A 19,321-nucleotide genomic window follows, 5' to 3' on the forward strand; every position below is an offset into this window, starting at 1 on the left:
ACGTGGACGTGCGCATCGATGGTCACCTCACGCCTCCCGCGGGGGCTCCTACACTGGCGCGATGTATGACGAATGGAACACCGACGATCGTGAAGGGCTGCTCTCGCACACCGACGTGGTGATCCAGGGCATCAAAGATATGATCATCAGTGGGGAACTGGGACCTGGCGATCGCCTCCCGGTCGAGAAGGACCTGGCGGCAGCCTTCGGGGTCTCCCGGGGGCCCCTCCGAGAAGGAGTTCGAGCACTCGTGCTGCTCGGCGTGCTCGGAACGCGCCGAGGCAGCGGCACCTACGTCACGTCGTTGGACGCCGCTCGGCTGCTGAGCCCGGTCGGGTTCCTCGGAGATCTCTACCAGCCCTCGAGCTCGGCACACCTGTCGGCGGTCCGGCGGGTGCTGGAGGTCGAGGCGGTCGGACATGCCGCCAGGGCGCTCGACGACGAGGACCTGGACAGACTCGCCGCCATCTTGGACGAGTTCGACCGTGCCCTCGCCAACGATGCCGACGCCCAGGTGCTCCAGGCGGCCATCGACGCCGACAGCCGGTTTCACTCGACGATCGCGCGGGCCGGCGGCAACCCGGTCCTCGCCGCGCTGGTGGAGAGCCTGGTGGGACGGACATTTCGGTACCGCCTGTGGAGGGCGATCCACGAGCGGGGCGCCAACCGACAGACGCAGGCTGAGCACCGGGCCATCCTGGAGGCACTGCGACGAGGGGACGCGGACGCGGCCAGGATCCAGATGGCCGCTCATCTTCTCGCGGTGGAGCAGTCGATCGAGCATCAGGAGGCGTCCCCGCCGGCCCAGACGGCACCGCCCGGGTAGGAGTGGGCCGCCACCGACGCCTCGTGCATCTGCGCGGAGTATCCCGGCCTCGACGGCAGGAGATAGTTGCCGCCCCTGACCACGCACGGATCGGTGAAGTGCTCGTGCAGGTGGTCGACGAACTCCGTGACCCGGTTCTCCAGCGTTCCCGACACGGCGACGAAGTCGAATATCGACAGATGCTGCACCAGCTCGCACAGTCCGACACCCCCGGCGTGCGGGCACACCGGGACGTCGAACTTCTTGGCCATCAGGTAGACCGAGAGGATCTCGTTGACGCTCGCAAGCCGTGCGGCGTCGAGCTGACAGAAGTCGATCGCTCCCGCCTGGAACATCTGCTTGAACAGCACACGGTTCATCCCGTGCTCGCCCGTGGCCACACCGATGGGGGCGACTGCCTTGCGGATGGCCGCGTGGCCGAGGACGTCATCCGGGCTCGTCGGCTCCTCGATCCAGTGGGGCGCGAACTCGGCGAGTCGGCCCACCCACTCGATCGCCTCCGGGACGTCCCAGACCTGGTTGGCGTCGATCATGAGCTTCGCCTCCCACCCGATCACCTCGCGAGCGATGCGCAGCCGGCGCACGTCATCGTCGACGTCCGCCCCGACCTTGAGCTTGACGTGCCGGTAGCCCTCGTCGACGGCCTCCTGCAGCAGTCGACGGAGCTTGTCGTCGGAGTACCCCAGCCATCCCGCGGACGTCGTGTAGCAGGGGTAGCCCCCGCGCGACTCGAGCTCCGCGATCCGCTCGAGGCGCGTGGGCTCCATCTCGGCGAAGAGAGCGATCGCCTCGTCGCGGGTGAGCACGTCAGAGAGGTAGCGCAGGTCTGCGGCGTCGACCAGCTCCTCCGGGGTCATCTCGACCAGGAGTCGCCAGAGCGGTTTGCCGGCGCGACGGGCCGCGAGGTCCCACAGCGCGTTCATGACGGCGGCCATCGCCAGGTGGACGACGCCCTTCTCGGGCCCCAGCCACCTCAGCTGGGAATCCGAGCCCAGCTCTCGGTACACCTCGCCGAGGTCGCCGACCAGCACGCTGACGTCCCTGCCGATCAAGGGCTGCGCGCGCTGGCGAGCGGCCTCGACCGCGAGATCGTTCCCGCGCCCGATGGTGAACGTGAACCCGTAGCCGGCCAGGGTCGGGTCGTCGGTCTCCAGGACGACGTAAGCGGCGGAGTAGTCGCCGTCCTTGTTCATCGCGTCCGAACCGTCCTGAGACCGCGACGTCGGGAAGCGGACGTCGTGGACACGAACACCGGTGATCGTCGTCATGCGTGCGGTCCTCGCTCGAAGGTGGTTGTCGGCAGGAGGCCCTCCGCGATGAGGGCGGTCCACAGCTCCTCCGGCACGGTGGTGCCCGCTCGGGCGACAAAGCTCCGGACGTGGGCTGCGGTTCGGGTTCCGACGACCACCGACGCGACGGCGGGGTGTCGGAAGGGAAACTGGACGGCGACATCGGGCAGCGTCACACCGTGCGCCTCGCACACGGCTGCGATCCGGCGGGCCCGCTCGACGAGCGTCACGGGCGCGGCGCCGTAGTCGTACCGAGCTGCGTCGGGAACGGTCGGCGCAGCCAGCAGCCCGGAGTTGTAGACGCCGGCCGCGACCACCCGCACGCCGCGCGCGTGGGCAACGGGGAGGAGGTCGCTCGCTGCTGACTGATCGATGAGGGTCCAACGCCCGGCCACCATGACGACGTCGACGTCGCACCGTCGAACGAGGTCGGCGAGCAGTGCGGACTGGTTCATGCCGGCGCCCACGGCGTGCACGACGCCCTGGTCGCGGAGCTCGATGAGCGTGTTGATACCGGCGGTGCTCGCCTGCGCCCAGTGGTCGTCGGGGTCGTGGAGATAGACGACGTCGATCCGGTCGGTACCCAGACGCTCCAGGCTCTGTTCGAGCGATCGTAGGACGCCGTCACGCGAGAAGTCCCAGACGCGTCGATGGGCCGCGGCGACCACGAACCCGGCATCGTCGACATCTCCAGCCCCCTCGGGGCTCGGCACCAGGAGCCTTCCGACCTTCGTGGACAGCACGTACTCGTCGCGCGGGCGGTCCCGGAGTGCAGCGCCGAGTCGCCGCTCGGACAGGCCGAGTCCGTAGTGAGGTGCGGTGTCGAAGTATCGGACGCCCGCATCCCATGCAGCATCCACCGCCTCTCGGGAGGCGTCGTCGGTGGTGATCCGGTTGAGGTTCCCGAACTGGGCGGCCCCGATGCCCAGGCGAGTCAGCGGCTCCCCGTGCCATGGCCTGCTCGTCGGCACGCTCGAACCTCCATCCTCCTCGTGGCAAGCAGATTGGTAAGATCAATCATGGCACACAGCGCGTTGCACGCGCCTACTTTCCCCTTCAAGTCGCACCGTAGTACTGTCGCAGGTATGACTTATCGACACGGTAGCCCGACCCGGTCAGTGGGGGCCGCCTACGTGGGAAACGCATCCATCGAGATCCTCGACGTCGCGCCTGGCGCGCCCGGTGCCGGGGAGGTCCAGATCCGCGTCGCCTACGTCGGGCTGTGCGGTACCGACCTGCACATCTTTCACGGCGCCATGGACGCACGCGTCAGCACACCGTTGATCTTCGGTCACGAGATGAGCGGCACGATCGAGCAGGTCGGCGAGGGTGTGGACGGCTGGGCGCCCGGTGACCGCGTGACGGTGATGCCGCTCGCCTGGGACGGGACCTGCCCGGCGTGCCTGGCCGGTCACCAGCACGTCTGCCAGAACCTGGACTTCATCGGGATCGACTCCCCCGGCGCCCTGCAGACGCTGTGGAACGTGCCCGCCGACACGGTCGTCACACTGCCTTCGGGCTTGGCCCTGGACGTCGCCGCGCTCGTCGAACCGACGGCCGTCGCCGTGCACGACGTCCGCCGAGGTGAGGTCGTCCCCGGCGACCGCGTCGTCGTGCTCGGTGGTGGCCCGATCGGTGTTCTCATCGCGACGGTCGCCCGGCATGCCGGGGCGACGGTCGCCATCGTCGAACCGGACCCCGGCCGCCGCGCCCAGATAGAACAGCTCGGTCATGTGGCGATCGACCCCCGCACGACTGATCAGGCGGCATGGGTCGCCACCTGGACCGACGGTGCAGGTGCGGATGTCGTCTTCGAGGTTTCCGGTGCGGCGACCGCCGTCGCTGCGTCCACCGGCCTCGCAAAGGTCAGGGGAACGATCGTGGTGGTCGCGATCCACGGAGTCCCCAGAGAGGTCGACCTCAAGCAGGTCTTCTGGCGCGAGCTTCGACTGCTCGGGGCCCGCGTGTACGAGCGGACCGACTTCGACGCCGCGACCGCACTGCTGGCCGACGGCGTCGTGCCCAGCGAGCTGCTGATCTCGCGCGTCGTTCCACTGACCGACGTCCGGGCCGCGTTCGACGACCTGGAACAGGGGCGCGCCATGAAGATCCTCGTGGACGTCGCGGGCGTGGAGGATGCCACGTGAGCCCGTTCGACCTGACGGGACGGCTCGCCGTCGTCACCGGCGCGAAGCGCGGCATCGGCTTCGCCTTCGCGGAGGCGCTCGCCGCCGCAGGTGCCGACGTGATCGGCGTCAGTGCGACCCTCGAGCGCGAAGGCAGCGCGGTGGCGCGGGCGGTCGAGTCGCACGGCCGCACCTTCGAGAGCCACGCCGCGGACTTCGCCGATCGGGATGCCGTCACCAGGCTCGGGGAGCTCCTCGCGAAGCGCGAGCCCGACATCCTCGTGAACAACGCCGGCACGATCGCACGCACGCCGGCCGCGCACCACCCCCTCGACTGGTGGGACCACGTACTCGAGGTCAACCTCACCAGCCACTTCGTGCTGACCCAGCTCATCGCGCGCCCGATGCTCGAGCGCGGCTCGGGCAAGATCATCTTCACGGCAAGCCTGTTGAGCTTTCAGGGTGGGATCAACGTTCCCGGGTACACGGCCTCCAAGTCCGCCGTTGCGGGACTGACGAAGGCGCTCGCCAACGAGTGGGCGCCACGCGGGGTCAACGTCAACGCGATCGCACCCGGCTACATCGCGACCGACAACACCCAAGCCCTCCAGGACGACCCTGCGCGCTCGCGCGCCATCCTCGAACGGATCCCCGCCGGACGTTGGGGCGCGGCCGCGGACCTCGGCGGGGCTGTCGTGTTCCTCGCGTCCTCCGCGTCGGACTACGTCGACGGTGTCACCCTGCCCGTCGACGGTGGATGGCTCGGACGATGACCAGATCCGTCCGTTCCGCGTGCTCCGGCTCCGTTCCACCCCAGCGCGGGTGAGCGCCCGTCGGGCATGAGACACCGGACGATGCCGCGGACGACCTGCGCCCGATGACGCGCGATATGGACGCGTCCTTCGTGTCGTCGGACGGCGTTCGACGCACCCGCCGAGCGATCGCCTCGGGCAGCCTGCCCGAACTGATCGACGCCTCGTCGCTTCGTCGAGGGCAAGATCGAGTGCATCGGCCCCGATCAGCTCGGACGCGCGCAGCACACGTTCGCCCAGGCGTGACGGGGTCCGAGATGGCGGAGCTCACGGGGCTGGTCGCCGCGGTCACCGGCCGAGCGTCGGGCATCGGGCTGGCAACCGCGCGCCGGGCCCGGTATCAGCGTGTCCACCCTCAGGGGTCAAGGCCCTGGGGGCGTACGACGCCACAGGGTTGCTCCCACTGGGTTCAAGCGCGTCGCCGGACCGGGCCGGTCGAACGACGCACGATCAGCTCGGAGTGTCGCGGTGGAAGTGGCGGGGGCGCTACGCCGTCGATGCGCGCGAGCAGCTGCTGCACCGCATCCCTGCCCTGGGCAATGAAATCGAGCCGAAGGGTCGTGAGCGGCGGCGAGAAGTACGCTGCCTCCGGGGTGTCATCGACTCCCGTCACGCTCACGTCGTCCGGTACACGGTAGCCGCGCTCGTTGAGGGCGAGGATGACACCGAGCGCAGTCTGGTCGTTCGCTGCGACGAACGCCGTCGCGGGCAGTTCGCCCGGCCAGGACGCGATTGCCTCATAGCCGGAGCGGGCGGACCAGTCGCCGTGAATGACGCCGCGAGAGCGCAGGCCTAGCTCGACGACCGCGGCCTCGTACTCGCGGATGCGGTTGCGCGCCCCCACCCAATCCTGCGGGCCGGCGATGTGCACGACATCACGGTGACCGAGATCGGCCAGGTGACGCAGCACGGCGAAGAGGCCATTTCCGGCGGGCGTGGAGTCGGTCGGCGTCTTGTCTTTGCCTGTGGCCAGGTGGAGCGGCACCCGGAACGTCGTCGTCTCCACCACGTTCGTCACCTCGTCGGTCGACGAGAGCGCCAGCACGCCGGCGAGGTCGAACTGCGATGCGAGGTCGATGGACTCGCGAATCGCTGCGGGGTTGTGCACATCCAGCGTGATGACGTCCAGCAAGTAGCCGGCATCCCGGGCGGCCATGTTGGCGCCCTCGAGGATCTTGCTCGGACCGACCTGCGTGATCTCATGGGTGAGCGCAGCGATCCTGTGCGAGCGGCCCGTAGTCAGCGAGCGGGCGTTCATGTTGGGCCTGTAGTCGAGTTCACGGATGGCCTTGGCGACGCGGTCGCGCGTGTCGGGGCGGATGCCCACGTAGCCCTTCAGCAACCTGGTCACGGTCGCGTGAGACACGCCGGCAACTCGCGCCACGTCATAGATCGTGGCTGGCCGTTCGACGCTTGGTTGCGCCTCGATCATCTTTCCTCCGCCGCAACTTGGACTCGTAACCATAACGTTACCGGCAGGCCTCGATCTTTCATCGGGTAGAACGCTCGGCCTGGGAGACGCCCGACCCGCCGTCAGCGTCCACGGTCGACCGCGGATCCAACCCGCTCCGCTTCTTTCGCCTGGAACGTGCTCCTCGAGCTGCGACTGCGCGACCTTCGACGAGCCACATCATCCCAGGTCAGGAGCGCTTTTCACGTCGCCGGCACGCCACCGCCGTGAAAGGACGACGCTGGGGCTTGACACCGCAATGTTACCGGCAACATCATGGTGCCCCAGAGAATGTTGCCGATAACATCGGCGCAGCCCAGCCACAATGGAGTGAGCTCTTGGCCGACGCGCACCTGCTACCTGACCGCATCCTCTTCGGGGCAGCCTTCTACGACGAGTACCGCGTCAACGGTGACCTCGAGCGCGACCTTGACCTGATGGCCGAGGCATCGTTCTCGGTCATTCGCGTTGGCGAGTCTGTGTGGGCGACGTGGGAGCCAGAGCCGGGGGTGTATCACCTCGACTGGCTGCAGCCCGTGCTCGACGGTGCGCATGCCCGCGGCATCTCGGTCGTGCTCGGTACGCCAACCTATGCCGTTCCCCCGTGGCTGCGCGCCATGGATCCGGAGCTCGCGGGCGAGGAGGCCACGGGGGTGCGCCATCCCTGGGGGTGGCGCCAGGAGGTCGACATCACGCATCCCCTGTTCCGGCAGCACGCGGAGGGCGTCATCCGGGCGATCGCCGCGAGGTATGCCAGCCACCCCGCGATCATCGGCTACCAGGTCGACAACGAGCCTGGCCCGTTCCTCCTGCACAACCAGCGCGTGTTCGATGGCTTCCTGGGCTGGCTCGAAGGCCGGTACGGGGATGTCGAGACGCTCAACCGCGAATGGGGGCTCACGTTCTGGTCGCAGCGCATCCGCAGCTGGGACGAGCTCTGGCGTCCCGATGGCAACCACTCGCCGCAGTACCAGCTCGAGTGGCGCCGCTACCAGGCCGAGCTCGTCACCGAGTTCATCGCGTGGCAGGCCCGCATCGTGCGCGAGTACGCGGGTCCCGGCCAGTTCGTGACGACCTGCATTTCGTACGAACGCCCGGCGATCGACGACCGCCAGCTCGTGCAGCAGCTCGATGTCACGGCCGGCAATCCCTACTACCTGATGCAGGAGGCTCTCCGCATCGGGGTTGAGGTGCCGCGAACCGCGAAGTGGTGGTCGTCGGGAGTGTGGGCACTCTTTGAGCAGGGTGACCGCATGTTCAGCTCGGCCCAGGCTCCGTTCCTGGTCACCGAGACGAATGCGCAGTCCATCGGGCAGTCCCACTGGCAACACCACACGCCGTACCCGGGCCAGATCGCGCTCGCGGGCCTCGCGCTCGTGGCCCGCGGCGCTCGGATGATCGAGTACTGGCAGTGGCAGACACCCCACTACGGCATCGAGACCTACTGGGGCGGGGTGCTGCCGCACAGTGGCCGACCCGGTCGCATCTACCGCGAGATCGCGGAGCTCGGTCGCCGGTTGCGCGACCTCGGGCCAGTGCTCGAGGGGTTCACGCCCGATGCCGATGTCGCCCTGCTCTACTCGATCGACACCAAGCACAGTTTCGAGTTCTACCCGCCGCTCGCCGACGCCGAGGGCGGCCCGGATCGCATGTCGTACCTGCGGATCTTCGATCGCTACTACCGCGCGGCTTTCGAGGCGGGTATCCAGAGTCGGATCGTGCACGCAGACCAGTTCCGGGAGCGCGCCGCGGAGGACGTCGTGGCCCAGTTCCCCACCCTCGTCGTGCCGACCCTCTACGTCGCCGATGACGGCATGCTCGACGCCCTCGTGCGTTACGCGGAGGCAGGCGGGCACCTCGTGGTCGGCATCCGAACCGGCTACGGGGACCAGCTGGCCAGGGCACGGCCCGAGCGAGCGCCCGGGCGTCTCGCCGCCGCGGCGGGGGTCTGGTACGACGAGTACTCCTCGCTCGACGCTCCGGTCGGCATCGACGGCGCCACCTTCGGCGGCGGCCGAGCCGAGGGTTGGGCCGATGCGCTCGTCGCCGACGGCGCCGATGTTGTGGCCGTGTACTCCTCGGGCATCTACGCGGGCCGACCCGCGGTGACCTCGCGCGAGCACGGTGCAGGGCGCGTCACCTACGTGGGCACGCTGCCCGACCTTGCGCTTGCGACATCCCTTCTTCGCTGGGCCGTACCGATCACGAGCGCGAGCGAATGGCAGCGGGATGCCCCGGTCACGGTCACCTCCGGCAGCAGTGGCGGCGAGCGCGTCTGGTTCATCAGCAACTGGTCACCTGAGCCCGCCACCGCTCACCCGCCGCAGCGGAGCGGCGAGAAACCCATCGTTCTCGAACCGTGGGATGTCACCGTCCTCGTCGAGCAACGCGACCCCGATTCCGGGGCCGTTTACATCCCGGAGCCAGAGAGAGTAGAGCAATCATGAGGCAAGGAGCACGCAAGGCCGCGGTCGCGATCACCTCGATCGCCGCCGTGGCGGCATTGACGCTCACCGGCTGCACGTCCAGCTCAGGTTCGGACGACAACAGCAGCCCAGGCTCGGATGGAACGGGCGGCGCCAGCGGTCCGATCACGGATGCGCAACGCGAGGAAGCGCTGAACACGCCGACCGACCTGACCTTTTGGACCTGGGTACCCGACGTTCAGGACCAGGTCGACATGTTCGAGAAGGAGTACCCGCAGATCCACGTGACGGTCGAGAACGTCGGCCAGGGCTTGGATCACTATTCCAAGGTGCGCACAGCCTCGAAGGCCGGTACCGGCGGCCCCGACGTGGTCCAGCTGGAGTACCAGTTCATCTCCTCGTTCGCGCAGACCGGCGAGCTGCTCGATCTGACGCCGTACGGCGCGGCAGACCTCGCGGACCAGTACGTGCCGTGGGTCTGGAAGCAGGTCGTCTCCAACGACCAGGTGCTCGCGATCCCGCAGGACTCGGGGCCCATGGGCAACCTGTACCGCGAGGACATCATGACGGCGGCGGGTGTCACTGAGCCTCCCGCTACGTGGGCGGACTACAAGACCGCCGCGGAGAAGGTGCGCGCGACCACGGACTCCTACATCTCCAACATGGCGCCGAGCCAGGGCGCAGGCTGGCTCGGGCTGTTGTGGCAGGCGGGTGTCAAGCCGTTCGGCTATGACGGCGGGCAGAATGTCACGATCGACGTGAACAGCCCTGAGGCCAAGAAGGTGATGGCCTACTGGCAGGACATGATCCAGAACGATCTCGTCTCTATCGACCCTGACTTCAACGACGAGTGGTACCAGGGTCTCAACCAGGGCAAGTACGCCGGCTGGCTGACGGCGGCGTGGGCTCCGGTCTTCCTCTCCGGTGCCGCGAAGGACACGTCGGGCCTGTGGCGCGCCGCGCCGCTGCCGCAGTGGGACACGAGCAAGCCGGCCTCGGGCAACCAGGGCGGTTCAGCCGACGCGGTGCTCAAGACCACGAAGAACCCGATCGCGGCCTACGAGCTGGCGAAGTGGATCAACAACGCACACGACCCAGCGTTGCTGTTCACGACCCAGCAGAACTTCTTCCCGACCGAGGTCTCGGTGCTCGAGGACCCGGTCTTCGTCGACCAGAAGTCTGACTTCTACGGTGGACAGCAGGTCAACAAGCTCTTCGCGGAGATCTCCACAACGGTAGACACTGATTGGCAGTGGCTGCCCTTCATGGAGTTCGCCTACTCCAGCTTCAACGAAACGTTCGGGGCCGCCGTCGCGGCCAAGGGCGACCTCGCTGCGGGCCTGGATGCCTGGCAGGACGCGCTCGTCGACTATGCAAAGCAGCAGGGCTTCACGGTCAACGGATAGAAAGCGGGCGGCCCTTCTTTGCCGTGTTCGCGACGATGTTCATCGCACCGCTCGCCTACTCGGGCTACCTGAGCTTTTTCGCGCACAAGCTCGTCGGCGGCGTGAAATTCGTCGGTTTCGGAAACTATGTGCGCGCGTTCCAGGATCCCGCTTTCCTGTACGGACTCGGGCGCACCGCACTCATTCTCCTGATACAGGTGCCCATCATGCTCGGGCTCGCGCTGTTCTTCGCGCTCGCGCTCGACTCCGGTCGAGCGCGCGGCAGCAAGGCGGTGCGGCTGCTCATCTTCTTGCCCTTCGCGGTGCCCGGAGTCGTCGCCGTGCTGATGTGGGGCTACATCTACGGGCAGGACTTCGGACTCACTGGCCAGGTCACGCGCGCACTCGGGTTGCCACCCACGGACTTTCTCTCGGATCAGCTCGTCTTGTTCTCGATCATGAACATCGTGACGTGGGCGTTCGTCGGCTACAACATGATCATCCTGTATGCGGCGCTCAAGTCGATTCCCTCCGAGCTGTACGAGGCCGCCGAGATCGACGGCGCGAGCCAATGGCGACTGGCCCGGAGCGTGAAGATCCCGATGATTCGGCCCGCCATCTTCCTGACCGTCATCTTCTCGGTCATCGGAAGCTTCCAGATCTTCAACGAACCGAAACTGCTGGTGGAGATCGCTCCGACCGCGATCACGCAGGGGTTCACGCCCAACTTCTACGCCTTCAACGTCGCGTTCGTGAACCAGGACATCAATTACGCTGCGGCGATCGCATTCCTGCTCGGCTTCGTCATCATGATCGTCTCGTACGTCGTGCAACTGAGCATGCAGAAGAGGGAGCTCCGGTCGTGACCGCCCAGTTGACTCCCGTGGCAGCGCCACCTGGCAAGTCGTCCAAGAGCGACAAGCGCCGCAAGGCGGGCAATCGCGGAAAGCGCCGCAGCAATCTGCTCACCCTGGTGATGTGGATCAGTGTGCTCTACTTCGTGGTGCCGCTCATCTGGCTCTTCATGTCCGCGACAAAAGACAACAGCGACCTGTTCACCAGCTTCGGGCTGTGGTTCGGCCATGACTTCAACCTGTTCGCGAACCTCAGGGACGTGTTCGCGTACCAGGACGGCATCTACGCGCGTTGGGCGCTGAACACGGCCATCTACTCGACCGTGGCCGCGGTCGGCGCGACCGCGCTCGCGACCATGGCGGGCTATGCGTTCGCAAAGTACAGGTTCCCGGGCGACAAGTTGCTGTTCGCCATCACTTTGGGCGCGATCATGATCCCGCTCACCGCACTGGCGATCCCCACCTATCTGCTGTTTTCGTCCGCGCACCTCACCAACACTCCGTGGGCCGTCATCCTGCCCTCGCTCGTGAGTCCGTTCGGCGTTTTCCTCATGCGCGTGTACGCGGCCGACGCCGTACCCGACTCGCTCATGCAGGCTGCACGAGTGGATGGCGCGGGCGAATACCGGATCTTCTGGACGGTCTCCCTCCGCCTGCTCGCGCCTGGCATGGTCACCGTGATGCTGTTCACATTCGTGGCGACCTGGAACAACTACTTCTTGCCGCTCATCATGCTCAACAGCGGAAAGCTATTGCCCCTGACGGTCGGACTCGCGCAGCAGCAGGCGACCTCGGCGGCTGGCGGTGGCGCACAAGCGCTGTTCTCGACCGTGATCGCCGGCGCGTTCCTGTCGATCATCCCGCTGATCATCGTGTTCTTGTACCTGCAACGTTTCTGGCAGACCGGTCTCGCGACCGGCGGCGTGAAGGGCTGACGTGATCTGGTATGGCGGGGACTACAACCCCGAGCAGTGGCCGGAAGAGGTCTGGGCCGAGGACGCGCGACTCATGCAGGAGGCGGGCGTCACCATGGTGAGCCTGGGCATCTTTTCGTGGGCGATGCTCGAGCCGCGCGAGGGGGAGTTCGAGTTCGGGTGGCTGGACCGCGTCATGGATGGGCTGCACGCGGCAGGCGTCCGCGTCGACCTCGCCACGGCGACCGCCTCACCGCCGCCGTGGCTCACGCATCGCTATGGCGAAGTACTGCCGGTGACCAAGGATGGCGTGCGGCTGTCGGCAGGTAGCCGCCAGCAGTACTGCCCGAGTTCGCCCGTGTACCGCCGGCTCGCGGCGCGGCTCGCGTCGAAGATCGCTCAGCGCTACGCCGACCATCCCGCGCTCGCGATGTGGCACATCAACAACGAGTACGGCTGCCACGTGAGCCACTGCTACTGCGAGACGAGCGCCGAGGCGTTCCGGGCATGGCTCGAGGATCGCCATGGCACGGTCGACGCACTCAACGCGGCGTGGGGCACCGCGTTCTGGTCGCAGCGCTATTCGGAGTTCGCCGAGGTGCAGCCGCCGAGAGCGATGCCGTCGTTCGGCAACCCCGGGCAGTTGCTGGACTTCGACCGATTCAGCGCCGATCAGCTGCTTGAGCTGTATCGGGCCGAAGCGGCGATCCTGCGGGACGCGACGCCATCCATCCCCGTCACGACCAACTTCATGGGCTTCTTCAAGGGTGCCGACTACTGGGCTTGGGCCCAGGAAGTGGATGTCGTCTCCGACGACTCCTACCCCGACCCCGCCGATCCGGTCAGCCCCGCATACGCGGCGATGACCCGCGACCTCATGCGGTCGCTGCGCCACGGCCAGCCGTGGATCCTCATGGAGCAAGCGCCGAGCGCCGTGAACTGGCGGGCGAGGAATGCGCCGAAGGCGCCGGGTCAGATGGCGGCGTGGTCGAAGCAAGCGGTCGCGCGCGGTGCCGACGGCATCTTGTTCTTCCAATGGCGACAGTCGGTGGCCGGCGCTGAGAAGTTCCACTCGGGCATGCTGCCGCACGCGGGCACCGACACGAGGGTGTGGCGCGAGATCACCGAGCTCGGTGCCGACCTCGCCGCCCTCGCGGACCTCGAGGGCAGCCGAGTCGATGCGCGGGTTGCGATCGTCTTCGAGTGGGACAGCTGGCGGAGTCTCGAGCAACAGGCGGTGCCGACGAGGCTGAGCTACGTCGAGCTCGTGTTCGCGTGGTACGCGCTGCTCTTCGAGCGCAACGTGGCCACCGACTTCGTGCGTGCCGATGCCGACCTGTCGGGGTACGACACGGTCATTGTGCCGAGCCTTTTCTGCGCGACTCCGGCAGCGCTCGACAACCTCGCTGCCTACGCGGAAGGCGGTGGCCATCTCGTCGTGACCTTCCAGACCGGCATCGTCGACGAGAGGATGCACATCACCTCTGGCGGCTACCTCGGATCGCTGCAGGCGACCCTTGGCCTTCGCGTCGAGGAGTTCGCGCCGCTCGCGCCACCGGACCCCCGACTGGACGGTCGTGGCACACCGCCGACGATCACGCTCGAGGGTGAGCTCGCGGGCACGGGAGCGTTGTGGAGCGAACACGTGCGGGTCTCGGATGCGGACGTGCTTTCGATGTTCGGTTCTGGCGACCTCGCGGGCGGTGCCGCCATCACGCGGCGGGCGAACTCCTGGTATGTCGCGACCCTGCCCGACGGGGCGCTCGCCGGCGCGTTGCTCGACGACGTCCTCGCGTCCGCAGGCGTAGCGACAGATCCGGCCGGCACGGTGGAGCGCGTGCAACGCGGCCGATACCGCTTCTCGATCGATCATCACTCGCAGGCCGTGCACGTAGAGGTGCGCTGATGAACGCGGCAGCGTCGGATGTCTAGGGGTTGGCACAGGCGGATGGGTCAGACCCCGCTCGTCACGTCGACCATCATCGCTGGCGCGTCGCCTCTGGGCTCGATGCCCCATCTCTACGGCTATGACGTCAGCGAATCCGCGGCCGTGGATTTCGTCCGCGCCCTCCTGCGGAGCCCCATACGCGCTATCGATACGTCGAACAACTACGGAGACGGGACCAGCGAGCGTCGAATCGGAAAGGCGATCTCGTTGGCCGGGGGAGTTCCTGACGACTTCTCGGTCATAACGAAGGTCGACGCCGCAGGGGGAGACTTCTCCGGTGCCCGAGTGCGCGAGTCGTTCCGAGAAAGTACGGAACGGCTAGGGGTTCACAAAGTCCCCTTGCTGTTTCTGCATGATCCCGACGCATTCGACTTCGGGTACATGGCTTCCCCCGGGGGGGCCGTCGACGCACTGGTTCAGATCCGTGACGAAGGGCGTGCCGATGCCATCGGCGTAGCGACCGGCGACACGAGGCTGTTGCACCAGTATCTCGATCTGGGTGTGTTCGACGTGATCCTGAGCCACAACCGGTTCACTCTCGTCGATCGCAGCGCCGATGAGCTGTTTACTCGCGCCGCGGAATCAGGGGTAGGAGTTCTGAATGCGGCGGTCTATGGCGGCGGAATCCTTGCGCGCCCCCGAGAATCGACGACGTACTCGTACAAGACCGCCGGCCGCGAACTTCTCGAGACGATCGCCGCGATGGACGCGGTCTGCACGAGGTCCGGGATCGACTTGGCCACGGCGGCACTCCAGTTCTCACTACGCGACGATCGGATCGACGCAACAGTCGTGGGAATCACGAGTCAGAGCAGAATTTTGAGTCTCATCGCGTCGGCCGGCGCGCACATCCCTGACGCTGTGTGGGAAGAGTTGGAACATCTTGTCCCGGCCGCTTCGACGTGGCTGGATCCCCCTGACCGTGGCGGCGCTTCGTGATGCTCCCTGCCGCGGGCTACCGCACTCTTCGTCTTGGGAGGAGGACTCCTTGACCGCGACCCTACGAAAAACCCGACCACTTGACGCAGGTGTCCTGATGCCCCTCGTCGCGTCCACGAGCAAGCATCACGAAGAGCCTACGGAACGGCCGGCGACGACGCGGCCAAGGGTCGCCGCCGACAGCATCCTCTGGCATTCCGGTAGTGGCAGGACGCCGCGGTTCCCTGCTCCCCGCACACCACGACGATCTACGAGGGGCGACATATGAAGATCACCGGCTACCGCTGCCTGCGGACGTTCCACGACTGGGGCAGGCCCGTCGGAGACGTGAACGGGTTCATCGATCCGGGCATCAGCGAGGTGGCGATCGTCGTCCTCGAGACGGACGAGGGCATCGAAGGCGTCGGCATGGGGTCGCACCAGGACATCGACCGACTCTTCCCTGCTATCGAAGGCGAAGACCCTCGAGCCGTGACCGCCCTCTACGACCGCATGCTCGCCCGGGTGTTCAAGGCCGGGCACTCGGGTGCGACGTTCGGGGGGATCGGCACGCTCGACATGGCGCTCTGGGACCTGAAGGCCAAGCTCGCCGGCGAACCGTTGTGGCGGCTGCTCGGCGCACGCGACCGCTTCGTGAGCGGCTATGCCTCCGGTCTCGACATCGCCCTCGACGACGACCAGCTCGCGACCTGGTACGGCACGATGAACGAACGAGGGTTCTCCAGCGGAAAGCTCAAGGGCGGTCGTGATCTGGGGACCGACATCCGACGCCTGGGGATCGTTGCCGAGGCTCTGAGCGGCAACGCGGTCGCTCCGGCGGTCATGCTCGACGTGAACGAATCGTGGAACTTCAAGCAGGCCGTGCGATATGTCACCGCCATCGAGGAGCATCGCGACCTGACCTGGATCGAGGAGCCGCTGCGGCGATGGGACGCCGCTGGTCACGCGCGCCTCAGCACCGCGGTCCACGCCGCAGTCGCCACGGGCGAGAACCTCACCGGTCTCGAACAGTTCGCCCCGCTCTTCGATCGCGGCGCGGTCGACATCGTGCAGGTCGGATGCGTGTGGGGTGTGACGCACTTCCTGCGAGTGGCCTATGCCGCGCACTCCCGCGACCTCCCCATCAGCCCGGTCGGCCTGACGGCGAACCCTGCCGTCGCGCACGCAGCGGCCGCCGTTCCGAATCACCTCTCATCCGAGGTGCAAGACCTCGGGTCTCCGTTCGGCATCTCGATCGACCAGCAGTTCTTCGACGGCGGGGTCGTGCTCGGCGACCTTCCCGGCAACGGCGTCGCGATCGACGAGGATGCGATCGTCGCCATCCAACGGCCGGGGAGCTGGCCAACGCCACAGGGTCCGCATGTGCGGTCACACCGCACCGGTCTCCGTCTCGTCGCCGATGCGCCCGCGGGTGCGGTCGACCGATGAACCGGGGCGAGCGTACGGCCGTCGACACGCCGACCAGTGCTGTGCGCGTGCCCGCCGGAGCCGCAGACCAGAACGACGGCGCACGCCTCATCGACAGCCATGTGCACATCTGGGATCCGACCGCTCTCGAGTACTCCTGGCTGGACGGTGAGCTCGATCGCCCCTACCTTCCGGCCGAATTCCAGGCGGCGGCGCCGGCCGCAACCGGCGTCATATTCGTCGAGGCGGGCGCAGCGGGCAAGGCGGACGAGGTGGCCTGGGCCGAGTCTCTCGGCTGGCCGGAGTTGCTGGGCGTCGTCGCCCACGCGCCGCTAGAGCAGGGCAGCCGGGTCGTCACTGATCTGGCAGCGCTGCGCGAAGCCGGCCGCACAGTCGGCATCCGCCGGTTGCTCCAGGATGAGCCGCTGTCGTTCTTCGAGGATCCCGGCCTGCTCGAGGGCTTGCGCGCGCTCGCGCGGGCGGGACTGCCGTTCGATGCGTGCATCCGACATCACCAGCTTGCTGCCCTGACCGCGCTCCTTGCGAAGGTTCCGGAGCTGCCCGTCGTGCTCGATCACCTCGCCAAGCCGCCGGTCGCAACCGGTGATGACGGAACCTGGGAGCGAGACCTCCGCGCGCTCGCCGCCCTGCCCCAGGTGAGCGTCAAGCTGTCAGGGATGCCCCCCGAGCTGCGTGACGACCAGGACCTGGTATCCGCAGCACGCCCCTGGCTCGAGGTCGCGCTCGATGCGTTCGGCACGGACCGGGCGATGGTGGGCAGCGACTGGCCGATCTCGGCGATGTCGCCCCGACGGCTGGCCCCGGGCCGATGGCTGTCCATCGTCCTGGACGAGCTGGCCGCCAGCCCCGCGGAGCGCGAACAGCTGTCCTGGCGCACGGCGTCGCGCTTCTATGGCGTCTGAACCGAACGCCGCCGCGCCCACGCGAGTCGTGGGAGCGCCGAGGAAGTGCCCGGATGAGCTTCGGGAGCGAGCGATACGGAGGGCGGCCGATCTGCGGCGTGATCCGACCACCCGGCTCGGAGCGTAGGCCAGGAAGGTTCACGCCGAGATGATCCGGGCGGGCCATCTGGTAGCGCGCTGCACGGTCGAGCGGCTGACTCGACCGGACCTGGTCGAGCGGGACTTTCCCGCTGCCGCGCCCGACCGCGACGGGTCGCCGACGTCACCTACGTCCGCACGCTGGGCCTACGCGGCCTTCGTCACCGACGCCTGCTCCCGACGGGTGGTCGGCTGACGGCAAGGTCGAGCACGACGACCAAGCTGCACGGCGGGTGGCTCACCCGCGCACTGTCCTAGCCCCTGGGGCGGTGCAGGTGCAGGCCAGAAGGTTTGGAGCGGGCGCGCTCGCAGGTTGCGCACGCCGCCGTCGACCTGGAGTGCCGTGCCTGTCGTGGAGCCGGCAGATGACTGTCGTTGGTCACGATCCGGTGGCGGGCTGCACCGGAGATTGAATAAACGTCACATGTATGATCTACTCCATTGGTCGCCCGGCTCACCGTTGAGGCGCCTGTTTCTCCGAGGAAGAAGGAACTAGGACACATGACCAGACAGCCCTCGCGTGCCGTGCTGAGGCGGCCACGTCACCTCTTGCTCGCGGCCGCGGTCGCAGCCTCGCTCCTGACCGTCACCGCCTGCTCGGGCTCCTCGGGCGAAGGCGGGTCGACGGATGACGGCGCGTCGAGCGCCTACGGCTTCGATGCGGTCAAGCAGGACCCGTCCGCACCGATCACCGTCTGGGTGGATGCGTCTCGCCAACCGGCCGTCGACGCGTTCAAGAAGGCCTATCCCGACGTCAAGCTCAACGTCGAGACCTACGACGGAGGCGCGGACGGCTCCGGGTCGTTCCAGACCAAGATCGAGGCGTTCAACCAGGCCGGCAGCGGGTGGCCCGATGTCGTCTTCTCGACGCAGAACAATGACGCCGCGTGGGCCAGCCAGGGCACGGACCCGTTCGCGGCACCGGTCGACAAGGGCCTGTTCGACCAGTCGTTCCTGGACGGCTTCACCAAGGGTGCTCTTGCACCGCTGACGGTCGACGGCACCGTGTACGGCCTGCGCAACGACCTCGCACCGACCGTGACCTGGTACGACAAGTCGCTCATGGACCAGTTCGGGTACACGCCTCCGACGACGTGGGAGGAGTACGAGGCGCTGGGCAAGAAGGTCGCCGAAGAGCACCCGGGCTACATCGTGGGCGATATCGGCGACTCCTGGACCCCCGAGGTGTACTTCTGGGGTGGCAAGGCGCCGATGAACACCGTGACCGGCGTCGACCAGTTCAGCGCCGACGCATCCGACCCGAAGACGGTCGCCATGGCGAAGGTGATCGACAGCCTGAATGACGCCGGCTCACTCGCTCAGGAGAGTGTCTTCAGCCCGGACTTCGTGCAGAAGTACACCGGCAAGGTCTTGATGCTTCCCGGGCCGGTGTGGTTCTCGGGCGCGCTGTTCAGCAACCCGGACTCCCTGAACGCCCAGCCGGGGACCATCGCCGCAGGCCCGCCTCTGGCGTGGGACGGCGAAGACGCGGCTGCCGGCAACGTCGGTGGCGGGACGTGGTTCATCTCGCAGCACTCGGCCAACCTGGAGGCCGCCAAGAAGTTCCTGACCTTCGTCACGAGTGACGACCGCTACCAGGTGGACCTCGCCTCAGGGCTGCCGGCGTACCAGGCTGCGGCCGACAAGTGGCTCGCCAAGCAGGCCGAGTCCGGGTTCTTCGGCGACGACTTCGCGCAGAACGTCACGGGAGCGGCCGGCGCGATCTGGGACGGCTGGGGCTACCCCAAGTTCAGCCAGGAGTCGGTCTGGGCCAAGGCGGTCACGCCGAAGCTCGCCGGCGGTGACAGCCTGGTCGACCTGCTCCCCACCTGGGAGAAGGCGCTGAAGAACGAGGCCCAGGCGAACGGCTACAAGGTCAGCTGA

At 67.4% G+C, this 19,321-nt stretch carries 15 protein-coding genes; 12 read left to right on the forward strand and 3 right to left on the reverse strand.

What is annotated here, in order from left to right:
• Positions 1 to 61 precede the first annotated feature (61 nt).
• Complete coding sequence (locus AC1DUE_RS03730) at positions 62 to 826, forward strand: FadR/GntR family transcriptional regulator (protein WP_477038046.1); 765 nt, start codon at positions 62 to 64, stop codon at positions 824 to 826.
• Here AC1DUE_RS03730 and AC1DUE_RS03735 read toward each other — a convergent pair.
• Together AC1DUE_RS03735 and AC1DUE_RS03740 are read right to left on the reverse strand one after the other, a co-directional pair.
• Positions 784 to 2,094 carry an L-fuconate dehydratase gene (locus AC1DUE_RS03735; RefSeq protein ID WP_477038047.1) on the reverse strand — a complete coding sequence of 437 codons (1,311 nt, stop codon included), beginning with the start codon at positions 2,092 to 2,094 and terminating at the stop codon, positions 784 to 786. The two genes, AC1DUE_RS03730 and AC1DUE_RS03735, sit on opposite strands and share 43 nt — an antisense overlap.
• Complete coding sequence (locus AC1DUE_RS03740; protein ID WP_477038048.1) at positions 2,091 to 3,086, reverse strand: aldo/keto reductase; 996 nt, start codon at positions 3,084 to 3,086, stop codon at positions 2,091 to 2,093. Before AC1DUE_RS03740 ends, AC1DUE_RS03735 begins: the two co-directional genes overlap by 4 nt.
• Before the next feature lie 162 nt (positions 3,087 to 3,248).
• Here AC1DUE_RS03740 and AC1DUE_RS03745 point away from each other — a divergent pair, with 162 nt between their 5' ends.
• Positions 3,249 to 4,262: a zinc-dependent alcohol dehydrogenase gene (locus tag AC1DUE_RS03745; protein ID WP_477038049.1), complete on the forward strand. Its 1,014-nt coding sequence runs from the start codon at positions 3,249 to 3,251 to the stop codon at positions 4,260 to 4,262.
• Complete coding sequence (locus AC1DUE_RS03750; protein ID WP_477038050.1) at positions 4,259 to 5,014, forward strand: SDR family oxidoreductase; 756 nt, start codon at positions 4,259 to 4,261, stop codon at positions 5,012 to 5,014. Before AC1DUE_RS03745 ends, AC1DUE_RS03750 begins: the two co-directional genes overlap by 4 nt.
• 448 nt (positions 5,015 to 5,462) lie before the next feature.
• Here AC1DUE_RS03750 and AC1DUE_RS03755 read toward each other — a convergent pair whose 3' ends face one another.
• Positions 5,463 to 6,485: a LacI family DNA-binding transcriptional regulator gene (locus AC1DUE_RS03755; RefSeq protein WP_477038051.1), complete on the reverse strand. Its 1,023-nt coding sequence runs from the start codon at positions 6,483 to 6,485 to the stop codon at positions 5,463 to 5,465.
• Between the two features lie 356 nt (positions 6,486 to 6,841).
• On the opposite strand from AC1DUE_RS03755, the gene AC1DUE_RS03760 reads away from it, so the two are divergent.
• From AC1DUE_RS03760 to AC1DUE_RS03800, 9 genes are all read left to right on the forward strand, one after another.
• Positions 6,842 to 8,950, forward strand: coding sequence for a beta-galactosidase (locus AC1DUE_RS03760; protein ID WP_477038052.1), 2,109 nt, complete (start codon positions 6,842 to 6,844; stop codon positions 8,948 to 8,950).
• Between the two features lie 47 nt (positions 8,951 to 8,997).
• Positions 8,998 to 10,335 carry an ABC transporter substrate-binding protein gene (locus AC1DUE_RS03765; RefSeq protein WP_477038053.1) on the forward strand — a complete coding sequence of 446 codons (1,338 nt, stop codon included), beginning with the start codon at positions 8,998 to 9,000 and terminating at the stop codon, positions 10,333 to 10,335.
• Between the two features lie 23 nt (positions 10,336 to 10,358).
• Positions 10,359 to 11,180 (forward strand): carbohydrate ABC transporter permease, encoded by an 822-nt coding sequence (locus AC1DUE_RS03770; protein WP_477038054.1) that lies wholly within the window; start codon positions 10,359 to 10,361, stop codon positions 11,178 to 11,180.
• Positions 11,181 to 11,290: 110 nt separating this feature from the next.
• Positions 11,291 to 12,103, forward strand: a complete 813-nt coding sequence (locus tag AC1DUE_RS03775; RefSeq protein ID WP_477038099.1) for a carbohydrate ABC transporter permease — start codon at positions 11,291 to 11,293, stop codon at positions 12,101 to 12,103.
• A 1-nt stretch (position 12,104) separates the two neighbouring features.
• Positions 12,105 to 13,988: a beta-galactosidase gene (locus tag AC1DUE_RS03780; protein WP_477038055.1), complete on the forward strand. Its 1,884-nt coding sequence runs from the start codon at positions 12,105 to 12,107 to the stop codon at positions 13,986 to 13,988.
• Between the two features lie 42 nt (positions 13,989 to 14,030).
• Positions 14,031 to 14,969, forward strand: coding sequence for an aldo/keto reductase (locus AC1DUE_RS03785; protein ID WP_477038056.1), 939 nt, complete (start codon positions 14,031 to 14,033; stop codon positions 14,967 to 14,969).
• Positions 14,970 to 15,233: 264 nt separating this feature from the next.
• A complete protein-coding gene (locus AC1DUE_RS03790; protein WP_477038057.1) occupies positions 15,234 to 16,397 on the forward strand; it encodes a mandelate racemase/muconate lactonizing enzyme family protein in 1,164 nt (387 codons plus the stop codon).
• Entirely contained in the window at positions 16,394 to 17,299 is a 906-nt protein-coding gene (locus AC1DUE_RS03795) for an amidohydrolase family protein (RefSeq protein ID WP_477038058.1), read from the forward strand. Before AC1DUE_RS03790 ends, AC1DUE_RS03795 begins: the two co-directional genes overlap by 4 nt.
• Positions 17,300 to 17,938: 639 nt before the next feature.
• Positions 17,939 to 19,321 (forward strand): ABC transporter substrate-binding protein, encoded by a 1,383-nt coding sequence (locus AC1DUE_RS03800; RefSeq protein ID WP_477038059.1) that lies wholly within the window; start codon positions 17,939 to 17,941, stop codon positions 19,319 to 19,321.

Source organism: Cellulomonas sp. P4_A2 (genome assembly GCF_056402515.1).